The organism is Streptomyces sp. NPDC007875, assembly GCF_042868035.1.
Lineage (GTDB): Bacteria > Actinomycetota > Actinomycetes > Streptomycetales > Streptomycetaceae > Streptomyces > Streptomyces antimycoticus.
The window spans coordinates 63,595-76,409 of record NZ_JBIADZ010000031.1; the positions used below are offsets into that span (position 1 = coordinate 63,595).

At 68.9% G+C, this 12,815-nt stretch carries 14 protein-coding genes; 12 read left to right on the forward strand and 2 right to left on the reverse strand.

The features are described 5' to 3' along the window. Window positions 1–53: 53 nt before the first annotated feature. The 6 genes from rpsL to ACFYOY_RS40650 all read left to right on the forward strand — a co-directional run bounded on the left by rpsL (window position 54) and on the right by ACFYOY_RS40650 (window position 6,308). On the forward strand, window positions 54–425 hold the full coding sequence (gene rpsL / locus ACFYOY_RS40625; protein ID WP_014054153.1) for a 30S ribosomal protein S12: 372 nt from the start codon (window positions 54–56) through the stop codon (window positions 423–425). A 2-nt stretch (window positions 426–427) separates the two neighbouring features. Next, the gene (rpsG, locus tag ACFYOY_RS40630; protein WP_014178748.1) at window positions 428–898 is read left to right on the forward strand and encodes a 30S ribosomal protein S7; all 471 of its coding nucleotides are present in this window, start codon (window positions 428–430) and stop codon (window positions 896–898) included. A 38-nt stretch (window positions 899–936) separates the two neighbouring features. Further along, on the forward strand, window positions 937–3,057 hold the full coding sequence (gene fusA, locus ACFYOY_RS40635; protein ID WP_059148978.1) for an elongation factor G: 2,121 nt from the start codon (window positions 937–939) through the stop codon (window positions 3,055–3,057). 227 nt (window positions 3,058–3,284) lie between these two features. After that, window positions 3,285–4,478 (forward strand): elongation factor Tu, encoded by a 1,194-nt coding sequence (gene tuf, locus ACFYOY_RS40640; RefSeq protein WP_037952879.1) that lies wholly within the window; start codon window positions 3,285–3,287, stop codon window positions 4,476–4,478. 113 nt (window positions 4,479–4,591) lie between these two features. Beyond that, the gene (locus ACFYOY_RS40645; protein WP_388592743.1) at window positions 4,592–5,161 is read left to right on the forward strand and encodes a hypothetical protein; all 570 of its coding nucleotides are present in this window, start codon (window positions 4,592–4,594) and stop codon (window positions 5,159–5,161) included. Beyond that, entirely contained in the window at window positions 5,154–6,308 is a 1,155-nt protein-coding gene (locus tag ACFYOY_RS40650; RefSeq protein ID WP_388592746.1) for an SRPBCC family protein, read from the forward strand. The genes ACFYOY_RS40645 and ACFYOY_RS40650 overlap by 8 nt, the downstream gene beginning before the upstream one ends. 562 nt (window positions 6,309–6,870) lie before the next feature. On the opposite strand, the gene ACFYOY_RS40655 is transcribed toward ACFYOY_RS40650, so the two are convergent. Together ACFYOY_RS40655 and ACFYOY_RS40660 are read right to left on the reverse strand one after the other, a co-directional pair. Further along, on the reverse strand, window positions 6,871–8,889 hold the full coding sequence (locus tag ACFYOY_RS40655; RefSeq protein ID WP_388592749.1) for a PIG-L family deacetylase: 2,019 nt from the start codon (window positions 8,887–8,889) through the stop codon (window positions 6,871–6,873). Window positions 8,890–9,190: 301 nt separating this feature from the next. Beyond that, on the reverse strand, window positions 9,191–9,340 hold the full coding sequence (locus tag ACFYOY_RS40660; RefSeq protein WP_351896410.1) for a hypothetical protein: 150 nt from the start codon (window positions 9,338–9,340) through the stop codon (window positions 9,191–9,193). On the opposite strand from ACFYOY_RS40660, the gene ACFYOY_RS40665 reads away from it, so the two are divergent. The 6 genes from ACFYOY_RS40665 (at window position 9,339) to rplB (ending at window position 12,812) form a co-directional block, all read left to right on the forward strand. Continuing rightward, window positions 9,339–9,569, forward strand: coding sequence for a hypothetical protein (locus tag ACFYOY_RS40665; RefSeq protein ID WP_388592753.1), 231 nt, complete (start codon window positions 9,339–9,341; stop codon window positions 9,567–9,569). The two genes, ACFYOY_RS40660 and ACFYOY_RS40665, sit on opposite strands and share 2 nt — an antisense overlap. Before the next feature lie 404 nt (window positions 9,570–9,973). Further along, entirely contained in the window at window positions 9,974–10,282 is a 309-nt protein-coding gene (gene rpsJ / locus ACFYOY_RS40670) for a 30S ribosomal protein S10 (protein ID WP_003948644.1), read from the forward strand. Window positions 10,283–10,295: 13 nt separating this feature from the next. Next, window positions 10,296–10,940 carry a 50S ribosomal protein L3 gene (gene rplC / locus ACFYOY_RS40675; RefSeq protein WP_093470442.1) on the forward strand — a complete coding sequence of 215 codons (645 nt, stop codon included), beginning with the start codon at window positions 10,296–10,298 and terminating at the stop codon, window positions 10,938–10,940. An 8-nt stretch (window positions 10,941–10,948) separates the two neighbouring features. Beyond that, entirely contained in the window at window positions 10,949–11,602 is a 654-nt protein-coding gene (gene rplD / locus ACFYOY_RS40680; protein ID WP_137966935.1) for a 50S ribosomal protein L4, read from the forward strand. Then, window positions 11,602–11,928 (forward strand): 50S ribosomal protein L23, encoded by a 327-nt coding sequence (gene rplW, locus ACFYOY_RS40685; RefSeq protein WP_020869260.1) that lies wholly within the window; start codon window positions 11,602–11,604, stop codon window positions 11,926–11,928. The genes rplD and rplW overlap by 1 nt, the downstream gene beginning before the upstream one ends. Before the next feature lie 47 nt (window positions 11,929–11,975). Continuing rightward, entirely contained in the window at window positions 11,976–12,812 is an 837-nt protein-coding gene (gene rplB, locus ACFYOY_RS40690; RefSeq protein WP_059148971.1) for a 50S ribosomal protein L2, read from the forward strand. The last annotated feature ends 3 nt before the right edge of the window (window positions 12,813–12,815 follow it).

Genomic DNA, 12,815 nt, shown 5'->3' on the forward strand with positions numbered 1-12,815 from the left:
GAGGAACTCCAGGTTAGCTTTACCGAGACTGGCACACAGAAACCGGAGAAACGGTGCCTACGATCCAGCAGCTGGTCCGCAAGGGCCGCCAGGACAAGGTCGAGAAGAACAAGACCCCCGCCCTCGCGGGGTCGCCGCAGCGCCGTGGGACATGCACTCGCGTGTTCACCACGACGCCGAAGAAGCCGAACTCGGCGCTCCGCAAGGTCGCGCGTGTCCGGCTGAGCAGTGGGATCGAGGTCACCGCCTACGTCCCGGGTGAGGGGCACAACCTGCAGGAGCACTCCATCGTGCTCGTGCGTGGCGGTCGTGTGAAGGACCTGCCGGGTGTTCGTTACAAGATCATCCGCGGCTCCCTCGACACGCAGGGCGTCAAGAACCGCAAGCAGGCTCGCAGCCGCTACGGCGCCAAGAAGGAGAAGTAAGAATGCCTCGTAAGGGTCCCGCCCCGAAGCGCCCGGTCATCATCGACCCGGTTTACAACTCTCCTCTGGTGACGTCCCTCATCAACAAGGTGCTGCTGAACGGCAAGCGCTCCACCGCCGAGCGCATCGTGTACGGCGCCATGGAGGGCCTGCGCGAGAAGTCCGGCAACGACCCGGTCATCACGCTCAAGCGTGCGCTGGAGAACGTGAAGCCGACCCTCGAGGTCCGCTCCCGTCGTGTTGGTGGCGCCACCTACCAGGTGCCGGTCGAGGTCCGTCCCGGCCGCTCCTCCACCCTCGCCCTGCGCTGGCTCGTGGGCTACTCCCGCGCGCGTCGTGAGAAGACCATGACCGAGCGGCTCATGAACGAGTTGCTGGACGCCAGCAACGGTCTGGGCGCCTCCGTCAAGCGGCGTGAGGACACCCACAAGATGGCCGAGTCCAACAAGGCCTTCGCGCACTACCGCTGGTAGTCGCTACCCCATCGAGAACCGAGAGAAGACTGAGCCAGATGGCCACCACTTCACTTGACCTGGCCAAGGTCCGCAACATCGGGATCATGGCACACATCGACGCGGGCAAGACGACCACCACCGAGCGGATTCTGTTCTACACCGGCGTGAGCTACAAGATCGGTGAAGTCCACGATGGCGCTGCCACCATGGACTGGATGGAGCAGGAGCAGGAGCGCGGCATCACGATCACGTCGGCCGCGACGACCTGTCACTGGCCGCTTGAGAACGTCGATCACACCATCAACATCATCGACACCCCGGGCCACGTCGACTTCACCGTCGAGGTGGAGCGTTCGCTGCGCGTGCTCGACGGTGCCGTGACCGTGTTCGATGGCGTCGCCGGTGTGGAGCCGCAGTCCGAGACGGTGTGGCGTCAGGCGGACCGCTACGGCGTTCCGCGTATCTGCTTCGTCAACAAGCTCGACCGCACCGGTGCTGAGTTCCACCGCTGCGTCGACATGATCACGGACCGCCTGGGCGCGGTGCCGCTGGTCATGCAGCTGCCGATCGGAACCGAGGCCGACTTCAAGGGTGTCGTCGACCTCGTCACCATGAAGGCGCTGGTCTGGTCCGCCGAGGCGACCAAGGGCGAGATGTACGACACCGTCGACATCCCGGACACCCACACCGAGGCCGCCGACGAGTGGCGCGGCAAGCTGCTCGAGGGCGTCGCCGAGAACGACGAAGAGATGATGGAGCTGTACCTGGAGGGCGAGGAGCCCACCGTGGAGCAGCTGTACGCGGCGATCCGCCGTATCACCATCGCCTCCGGCAAGGGCGGCGGCACCACCGTCACCCCCGTGTTCTGTGGCACCGCGTTCAAGAACAAGGGTGTGCAGCCCCTGCTCGACGCCGTGGTCCGGTACCTCCCGTCGCCGATCGACATCGAGGCGATCGAGGGGCACTCGGTCAAGGACCCGGACGAGGTCATCAAGCGTCGTCCGTCCGAGGAGGAGCCTCTCTCGGCTCTGGCGTTCAAGATCGCGAGCGACCCGCACCTCGGCAAGCTCACCTTCATCCGTGTGTACTCCGGCCGCATGGACGCCGGCACCCAGGTGCTGAACTCCGTGAAGGGCAAGAAGGAGCGCATCGGCAAGATCTACCGGATGCACGCGAACAAGCGTGAGGAGATCGACTCGGTGGGTGCCGGCGACATCGTCGCCGTCATGGGTCTGAAGCAGACCACCACCGGTGAGACCCTCTCCGACTCGTCGAACCCGGTGATCCTGGAGTCCATGGACTTCCCGGCCCCGGTCATCGAGGTGGCCATCGAGCCGAAGTCCAAGGGCGACCAGGAGAAGCTCGCCGTCGCGATCCAGCGGCTTGCCGAGGAGGACCCGTCCTTCCGCGTCAAGACCGACGAGGAGACCGGCCAGACGATCATCTCCGGCATGGGCGAGCTGCACCTGGACGTGCTGGTCGACCGCATGCGCCGCGAGTTCAAGGTCGAGGCCAACGTCGGTAAGCCGCAGGTGGCCTACCGCGAGACGCTGCGCAAGGCGGTCGAGCGGTACGACTACACGCACAAGAAGCAGACTGGTGGTTCCGGCCAGTTCGCGAAGGTGCAGATCGCGCTGGAGCCGCTCGAGGGCGACGGCTACGAGTTCGAGAACAAGGTCACCGGTGGCCGTATCCCGCGGGAGTACATCCCGTCCGTGGACGCGGGCTGCCAGGAGGCCATGGAGTTCGGCGTGCTCGCGGGCTACCCGCTGACCGGTGTGAAGGTCACCCTGCTCGACGGTGGCTACCACGAGGTCGACTCGTCCGAGATGGCGTTCAAGATCGCCGGTTCGATGGCCTTCAAGGAGGCTGCCCGCAAGGCCAGCCCGGCCCTGCTCGAGCCGATGATGAAGGTCGAGGTCACCACGCCCGAGGACTACATGGGTGACGTGATCGGCGACATCAACTCCCGTCGCGGGCAGATCCAGTCCATGGAGGACCGGAGCGGCGCCAAGCTGGTCACCGGCCTGGTTCCGCTGTCGGAGATGTTCGGCTACGTGGGCGACCTGCGCAGCAAGACGTCCGGCCGCGCCAGCTACTCCATGCAGTTCGACTCCTACGCCGAGGTTCCGCGGAACGTCGCCGAGGAGATCATCGCGAAGGCCAAGGGCGAGTAAGGCGGGTTCATCCGCATTCCTCACCCTTTAGGCTGGAAGCACAAGGCATCGGGGCATTCGTCGTGGAGCGCGTCCACCGCGTTCCACGACGGGGCCCCTGGCGCCGGCCCCCCAGACGAATACGGCGAAGGGCATCCCCCTCGGGGTCCTGGCCGGTTCGGTAAGAAAACCTGAACCCATCCGCAAAGCGTGGATGCGTTACAGAACCACTCCACAGGAGGACCCCAGTGGCGAAGGCGAAGTTCGAGCGGACTAAGCCGCACGTCAACATCGGCACCATCGGTCACATCGACCACGGTAAGACCACGCTTACCGCTGCGATCACCAAGGTGCTGCACGACGCGTACCCGGACCTGAACGAGGCCTCGGCCTTCGACCAGATCGACAAGGCTCCTGAGGAGCGCCAGCGCGGTATCACCATCTCCATCGCGCACGTCGAGTACCAGACCGAGTCGCGTCACTACGCGCACGTTGACTGCCCCGGTCACGCGGACTACATCAAGAACATGATCACCGGTGCCGCGCAGATGGACGGCGCCATCCTCGTGGTCGCCGCCACCGACGGCCCGATGCCGCAGACCAAGGAGCACGTGCTCCTGGCCCGCCAGGTCGGCGTGCCGTACATCGTTGTCGCCCTGAACAAGGCCGACATGGTGGACGACGAGGAGATCCTGGAGCTCGTCGAGCTCGAGGTCCGCGAGCTGCTCTCCGAGTACGAGTTCCCGGGCGACGACGTTCCGGTCGTCAAGGTCTCGGCGCTCAAGGCGCTCGAGGGTGACGCCGAGTGGGGCAAGTCCGTCCTCGACCTGATGAAGGCCGTCGACGAGTCGATCCCGCAGCCCGAGCGCGACGTCGACAAGCCGTTCCTGATGCCGATCGAGGACGTCTTCACCATCACCGGTCGCGGTACGGTCGTCACCGGCCGTATCGAGCGCGGTGTGCTGAAGGTCAACGAGAACGTCGACATCATCGGCATCAAGCAGGAGAAGACCTCGACCACCGTCACCGGTATCGAGATGTTCCGCAAGCTGCTCGACGAGGGCCAGGCCGGTGAGAACGTCGGTCTGCTGCTCCGCGGCATCAAGCGCGAGGACGTCGAGCGCGGCCAGGTCATCATCAAGCCGGGTTCGGTCACTCCGCACACCGAGTTCGAGGCCCAGGCGTACATCCTGTCCAAGGACGAGGGTGGCCGCCACACGCCGTTCTTCAACAACTACCGTCCGCAGTTCTACTTCCGTACCACGGACGTGACGGGCGTTGTGACCCTCCCCGAGGGCACCGAGATGGTCATGCCGGGCGACAACACCGAGATGTCCGTCCAGCTGATCCAGCCGGTCGCCATGGAGGAGGGCCTGAAGTTCGCCATCCGTGAGGGTGGCCGGACCGTCGGCGCCGGCCAGGTCACCAAGATCAACAAGTGACCTGACGCTCCCCGGAGCAAAGAGCCCCATTCGCCACTGGCGGGTGGGGCTCTTTCGTATGTGGGTACCCGGCCGCCCACATCGAAGCCGCGTTCGACTTCGGGAGCGAACAGATGATGACAAATGGCAAGATCACGGTCGCGGTCGTGGGAGGCTACCTCCTCGGGCGCACCAAGAAGGCGAAACTCGCCTTCGGGCTGGGCATGTTGCTGGCCGGTAAGAAGATCACCCTGGATCCGCAGCAGCTGAAGAAGTCCCTCGCCGAGATGCCGCTGCTGAGCGGCCTCAACGGACAGGTGCGCCAGGAACTCGTCGACGCCACCCGGCAGGCCGCGGCCAAGGCCGTGTCCGACCGGGTGGGCGGCCTCGCCGATTCGCTGCATGAGCGCACCGCGTCGCTGCGCGGTGAGAGCGAGGACGCCCGGGACGAGGACGAGGACGCCCGGGACGAGGACCGCGCGGAGGACGAGGAGCCCGTCGAGCGGGAGGAGGCCGACGCGGACTCCGAGCCGAAGCGGAAACCGAAGCCGCCGAAGCCTCCCCGCAAGGCGGCGGCCAAGGCCCCGGCCCGTCCGGCGAAGAAGACCGCCGCCGCCGGCTCCGGCAAGGCGAAGAAGACCGCCGCCTCGGGTGCAGACCGGGCCAAGAAGACCGCCAGGACCGCGGGGGGCCGCAATGGCTGACACGCTGGGCAAGCTCAAGGACGACATCGTCAGGAACCCGGCCACCGACCGTCTCAAGGACGAGCTGCGCCACTACGTCCAGGCGCGGGCGACGCATGCGATCTCCGGCCTCGGCACCGGCCTCGCCAAGGGCGCGCAGTCCCTCGCCGAGGGCAAGTCGCCGGGGCAGGCGCTGATGAAGGCCGGCTCGTCCCAGCTGAAGGATTCACTCAAGGAGTCGCTGAAGGAGAAGGTCAAGGGCGCCTTCGGCAAGGGCCGGGGCAAGAGCGGAGGCGGCAAGTCGAAGAGTGTGACGGTCGTCGAGGACATCGACGTCGGGGTGCCGGTCCGCGAGGCGTACGACCAGTGGACCCAGTTCCAGGAGTTCAGCACCTTCGCCAAGGGGGTCGTCAGCGTCGAGAAGGCCGACGACACCAGCAGCAACTGGAAGGTGAAGGTCGCCAAGTCCACCCGCAGCTGGCGGGCGAACGTCACCGAGCAGGTGCCCGATGAGCGGATCACCTGGACCACGGAGGGTGCGAAGGGCACCGTCAAGGGCGTCGTCACCTTCCACCCGCTCGGCGACAACCTCACCCGGGTGCTGCTGGTCCTGGAGTACTTCCCCAAGGGCCTCTTCGAGAAGACCGGCAACATCTGGCGAGCCCAGGGCCGACGGGCGCGCCTCGACCTGAAGCTCTACCGCAAGTTCATCATGATGCGCGGCGAGGCCACGGACGGCTGGCGCGGCGAGATCCGGGACGGCGAGGTCGTGCGGGACCACGAGACGGCCGTGGAGGAGGAAGAGCGCGACAAGGCCGAGGCCGAGGACGAGGCCGGGGGAGAAGCCGATGAGCCGCGGTCCGGGTCCGGCGACGAGGGCGAAGTCGAAGGCGACGCGGAAGAGCGCGCGGACGAGGCGGAGGACGCGTACGAGGACGAGGACGGCGCGGCCGCGGATGCGGATGAGGCGCCGGAGGAGGAGTACGAGGAGGAGCCCGAAGACGCCGAGTCCGAGCCGGAATCCGGTTTCGAGGAGGACGAGGAGGAGCCGGAGGACGCCGAGGCGTACGAAGAGCCTGAAGAGCCCGAGGAGGCCGAGGAGGCCGAGGAGGCCGAGGAACCCGAGGCCGCCCGCCCCCGACGGCGTGCCGCCGCGGCCCGGCGCTGAGCGCGCGCACCAACGCGCCCCCGGCCCAGGGCCGGACATGACGGGGCCCCACCCGGACCGGAGACGGCGGGTGGGGCCCCGTCATGCCGCACGGCGGCAATGTCTGCCGCACGCGGATCGGCCGCACTGGGGACGCGGACCGGGGCGGCCGCCTAAGGCGCACCGGGGGCGCCCCCCAGGAGCACCGCACCGGGGCGCGGACCGGGGGCGCCCCCCCCAGAAGGGCGCCGCACCGGGGCGCGGACCGGGGGACGCCGCCCGGGGAATGAGCCGCCAGGGATGCGGACGGGGGACGTGCACCGGGCATGCTGCCCAGGGGAGCGCCGCAGCATGGGGATGGCTATGGGTGTGCGGTGCCAGGTGGGCGGCCTGGGAGGTGCCTTACGGGGAGATGGCCAGGAGCGCGGCACCAGGCACGCCGCCAGGCGCGCGGCACCAGGCACGCCGCCAGGAGGCGCACGGCGCCAGGCGCACCGCCACGAGCGCGCCACGGGGGCGTGCGTCGCGCGTGGGCCGGGGACGGTGTCCCCGGCCCCGCCGCACCCGGTGGTAAGCCGGGCCGTCAGGCCCGTTTCGTGGAGCGTGGGCGCCAGATCCAGGGGGTGGCGTCCGGGGCCATGCCCACCACGCAGACACCCTGGTGCCCGTCGTCCGCCAGCAGCGCCGGGGCGCCGACCGGGATCAGGCGGCCGGGGGAGCGCAGGGGCCTGGCGTCCGGGCCGGTGCCGTACTGGACCTGGACCTTCCCGCCCAGGTCGCGGCCGACCAGCAGCAGCGTCCTCGCCTCGCGGCGGCCGGAGGGTTCGGCCACGGTGTGCGCGGCGATCGCCCCGTAGCCCTCGAAGTGCCGCACGGTGAGGGAGGTGTCGCCGTGGACGGCGGGCACGGTGGCCGCGGGGGTGCGGTAGACCAGCGCGAGCGAGCCGTCGGGGGCCACCGCGGCGCCCAGCGGATCGCCGCCGGGGCGCGGCAGACCGGTCGGCGGGCGCAGGGCGACCGGGCCACCGGCCCGCTCCTGGGCCCAGTGGTGGACGGTGTCGCGGCCGGGGGCGAGGACATGGACCCGCCCCTCCGCGTCCAGCAGCGCGGTCAGCCCGTCCTGGACCTCGGCGCCGCCGAGCCGCTGCCAGGGACTCCAGCGGCCGCCCCCGTCCCGTACGCGGGTGGCCAGGCCCTTGTCCGCGGTCCGTACGAACAGATGGACCCGGCCGTCGGGGGTGGCGACCGCCGCCGGGCAGCCGACCCGGCGGCCGTGCTCGGTGCTGGTCTCGGGGGTGCCGAGTCCGGTCCAGGCACGGAACGGGCCGTCCGGGCGGCGCTGTTCCAGCACCACGATCTCGCGCAGGTCGGCCGCGCCTTGGCCCCCCAGCGCCGCGAACCGCAGGGCGAACAGCACCTGACGCCCCGCACTGTCCCGCACCGCGGCGAGCGCCGGGGCGAGCGGTCCGCCGCCGAGCCCCAGCGGCGCCCCGAACCGCCCGCTGCCGGGTGCCGTCTCCCGCCACCGCACGGCCTGCGCGCCGAGCACGCCGTACACCACGAGCCGGCCCTGGGCGTCGGCGGTGGGGGTGGGCAGGGCGGTGGGGTAGCGGTAGTGGGTGGAGCGGATCCAGCCCTTACGGTTCCGCAGCGGACGCACTCCGCCCTGGCTGTAGTCGCCGCAACCGGCCGTGTTGCCGCAGTCCCAGTCCGGGGCGCCGCCGTAGGACTTGATGACCCGCGCCTTCCGGGCGAGCACCGCGGGCGGCAGATTGTGCGGCCAGCGCTGGTTGTAGTAGCCGCGGAACGCGGTGGTGGTGAAGCGCGGGGCGTGCTTGTCCCGCTGGGCGGACGCGGCCACCCACTGGGCGATCGCCTTCCAGGTGAACAGCGCGACCGGGGTGTGGTCGCGGTGGTCCGAGCACCCCGGCTGATCGTTGTCCTGGGGGTGCAGCGCGTCGTGCAGCTGGAAGTCGGGGTCCGGGTCCAGCGTGTGGATCAGCGTGGGCCGATGGCGGTCCATGATCTCGGCGAGCACGTCGACCAACGTCTGATGGCCGTACGAACTCGGGTGCGGCACGGGGGAGCCGGTGGCCAGGAGCGTGCTCATCACGGTGCCCGGGGTGCTCCACAGCGCGGGGATCCGTATCCCGCCCTCCGACAGCATCGCGATGTTGAGGAAGATCAGCCGGACCCTGCGGGCGCCGCTCGCGAGGGTGTTGGTCTCCGCGGTGACCCCGCCGGGCAGCCGTAGCACCGACCGCTGCCAGGGCGCGAACTGGTTCAGCCCGATCATCCGCGCGTACGCCTGCCGCAGCCCCTGATGGCGGGAGGCGGAATAGGCGGCCTTGTCGGCGGGCGGGATCGGCGTCCCCGCCTGGTGGTTGATCCCCCGGGCCTCACCGGCCGTCACGTACACGCACACCACCGGGACGCCGGAGCGCAGCACTTGCTCGGCGTCCGGGTTCATGAAGTACAGATCGTCGTCGGGGTGCGCCATGATCTGCAGCAGCAGCGCCTGCTTGTCGCCCGCCGTCGAGGCGAAGGGCTCCGCCGCCCCGGGGGCGGAGGCCCGTGCGGGTCCGGCGGGCACGGATGCCATGCGGCGCGAACCTCCGGCGCTGCAACCGGCGACCCCGGCCGCGGTGAGTGCCGCCAGCGCGGCCAGCGTCTGCCTGCGGGTGGTGCCCGTTCCCCGCACTGTCCATCGACTGTTCAATTTGGTGACCCTGTCACTTCGGCAGCGCGTAGTCTCCGGCTGCTCCGAGTGATAGGACGGGCGGTGATCTTGACAGGTTGTCCGATGTCCGGGAGGTATCGGTCACAGACCGGACACATCGTCCTTCGCTACCAGGGCACGGGGGCGCGGGGGCACGCGGGCGCCCATGACGATGGCCGGGTCCTCAGTCGGAGATCAGTACCGCGAGCCAGCAGGCCGCCACCAGCACGGGCAGCAGCATCATGATCGTGCCGGTCGGGGAGACCTTCAGGTAGGCGGAGCCGGGGTCGTCGGTGCGGCGATGCACTATCCGCTCGCCGCCGTGCCAGGCCATGTACTCCTCGAGCTCCCGCGAGACCAAGCCCGGCAAGTACGCCGCCGCGGGCATTCCCCACTTCTGGCTGGCCGAGATGGCGGGGGAGAACGATCGCCCGGCCGTGCACACCTACGAGCTGGACCCCGTGACCAAGTCCTACACGAATACCGGCATCTACCATGAGCGGCTGAAGCTGACCGTTCCCTTTACGATCGACATCGACCTCACCGCGATCGATCACATGTAGAGCGGACACCCGCCGAGTTTGAACGGTCCCCCGCAGGGGGTACGCTTCCCGGCCCCTGATTGGCGTCCGGAGCAGCCGCTATGGCACACTAACCAGGTTGCTCGGTTGAGTGCCGATGCTGCGCGCCTCTCGCCGGGAGGACTGGAAGCGAGTCCCACGGTACTCGTCGCCCCTGATCAGGGGCGGAAGTACGGGAATCTTCCGGGAAGCGTCAGCGGGGCCCCAGCCAGGCGCCCGGTGGGTGATTTTCTCCCCCAGCAACCCCCTTCACCAGGGATCTCCATGTGGAGATTTATGAGAAGGACTGCGACACGCCCGACCGCGTGGGTCGGAAGTGGGGTGGAGGAGGACGCGAACGCCACCGGGTCCCAGAGCGTTACGAGAGACAGGACTACGAAGTAGCCATGGCGGGACAGAAGATCCGCATCCGGCTCAAGGCCTACGACCACGAGGTCATCGACTCCTCGGCGAAGAAGATCGTCGAGACGGTGACCCGCACTGGTGCGTCGGTCGCGGGCCCGGTGCCGCTGCCCACAGAGAAGAACGTGTACTGCGTCATCAAGTCGCCGCACAAGTACAAGGACTCGCGCGAGCACTTCGAGATGCGTACGCACAAGCGCCTCATCGACATCCTCGACCCCACGCCGAAGACCGTCGACTCGCTGATGCGTCTCGACCTGCCGGCGGGCGTCGACATCGAGATCAAGCTCTGAGGTGACGCGCGAGATGGCTAAGCAGATCAAGGGCGTCCTGGGCGAGAAGCTCGGCATGACGCAGGTGTGGGACGAGAACAACCGTGTCGTCCCGGTCACCGTCGTCAAGGCCGGTCCCTGCGTCGTGACCCAGGTCCGTACCGATGACGCGGACGGCTACAGCGCCGTCCAGATCGCCTTCGGCGAGATCGACCCGCGCAAGGTGAACAAGCCCCTCAAGGGCCACTTCGCCAAGGCCGATGTGACCCCGCGCCGCCACCTGGTGGAGCTGCGTACCACCGACGCCGGTGAGTACACGCTCGGCCAGGAAGTCACGGCCGAGGTGTTCGAGTCCGGTGTCAAGGTCGACGTGACCGGCACCAGCAAGGGCAAGGGCACCGCCGGTGTCATGAAGCGCCACGGCTTCGGCGGCCTCGGCGCCGGCCACGGCACCCAGCGCAAGCACCGCTCGCCGGGCTCCATCGGTGGCTGCGCCACCCCGGGCCGCGTGTTCAAGGGCCTGCGCATGGCCGGCCGCATGGGCAATGAGCGGGTCACCACCCAGAACCTGACCGTCCACGCCGTTGACGCGGAGAAGGGTCTGCTCCTGATCAAGGGAGCGGTTCCTGGTCCGAACGGCGGCCTCGTCCTGGTCCGTACCGCGGCCAAGGGGGCCTGAGGTAACCGATGAGCACCATTGACATCCTTTCGCCGGCTGGCGACAAGGCCGGGACCGTCGAGCTCCCCGCGGAGATCTTCGACGCGCAGGTCAGCGTTCCGCTGATCCACCAGGTCGTCGTCGCCCAGCTGGCCGCTGCCCGCCAGGGCACGCACAAGACCAAGACCCGCGGCGAGGTCCGGGGCGGTGGCAAGAAGCCCTACCGCCAGAAGGGCACCGGCCGCGCGCGCCAGGGCTCGACCCGCGCGCCGCAGTTCGCCGGCGGTGGCGTCGTGCACGGTCCCGTGCCGCGCGACTACAGCCAGCGCACCCCGAAGAAGATGAAGGCCGCCGCGCTGCGCGGTGCCCTCTCCGACCGGGCGCGCCACGAGCGGATCCACGTCGTGACCGGCGTGGTCGACGGCGACATCTCCACCAAGGCCGCGAAGACCCTGCTGGGCAAGATCAGCGAGCGCAAGAACCTGCTCCTGGTCGCCGAGCGGAGCGACGAGGCCGCGTGGCTGTCCGCCCGCAACCTGCCCCAGGTGCACATCCTGGAGCCGGGCCAGCTGAACACGTACGACGTGCTCGTCTCCGACGACGTGGTCTTCACCAAGGCCGCCTTCGAGTCCTTCGTGGCTGGTCCCAAGGCCGCTGAGAAGACCGAAGGGAGCGCCGCCTGATGAGTGAGGCGACCGCTGTCACCAGCAAGACCTTCACCGACCCCCGCGACGTGCTCGTCAAGCCGGTGGTCTCGGAGAAGAGCTACGCGCTGCTGGACGAGAACAAGTACACGTTCATCGTCGACCCGCGCGCGAACAAGACCCAGATCAAGCAGGCCGTCGAGGCGGTCTTCTCGGTCAAGGTCACCGGGGTCAACACGATCAACCGGCAGGGCAAGCGCAAGCGCACCCGCACCGGCTACGGCAAGCGCAAGGACACCAAGCGCGCCATCGTGACCCTCGCCGAGGGCGACCGCATCGACATCTTCGGCGGCCCGGTCTCCTAACGGAGATCGGAACGTCCAGAAGTCCGGAATCTTCCGAGGACTGAGAAATGGGTATCCGCAAGTACAAGCCGACGACCCCGGGCCGTCGTGGCTCCAGCGTCGCCGACTTCGTCGAGATCACGCGGTCCACGCCGGAGAAGTCGCTGGTCCGCCCGCTGCACAGCAAGGGTGGTCGTAACAACGCCGGCCGCATCACGGTCCGCCACCAGGGTGGCGGTCACAAGCGTGCGTACCGCGTGATCGACTTCCGCCGTCACGACAAGGACGGCGTCCCGGCGAAGGTCGCACACATCGAATACGACCCCAACCGCACCGCGCGCATCGCGCTGCTGCACTACGCCGACGGCGAGAAGCGCTACATCCTCGCGCCGCGCGGCCTGACGCAGGGCGACCGGATCGAGAACGGCCCCGGCGCCGACATCAAGCCCGGTAACAACCTTTCGCTGCGCAACATCCCGGTTGGTACCACGCTCCACGCCATCGAGCTGCGGCCCGGCGGCGGCGCGAAGTTCGCCCGCTCCGCGGGTGCCTCCGTGCAGCTGCTGGCGAAGGAGGGCTCCATGGCCCACCTCCGCATGCCGTCCGGTGAGATCCGCCTGGTCGACGTCCGCTGCCGCGCCACCGTTGGCGAGGTCGGCAACGCCGAGCAGTCGAACATCAACTGGGGCAAGGCCGGCCGCATGCGCTGGAAGGGCGTCCGCCCGACCGTTCGTGGTGTGGTCATGAACCCCGTCGACCACCCGCACGGTGGTGGTGAGGGCAAGACCTCCGGTGGTCGCCACCCGGTCTCGCCGTGGGGTCAGAAGGAGGGCCGTACGCGCTCGCCGAAGAAGGCCAGCAACAAGTACATCGTCCGCCGCCGCAAGACGAACAAGAAGCGCTAGGAG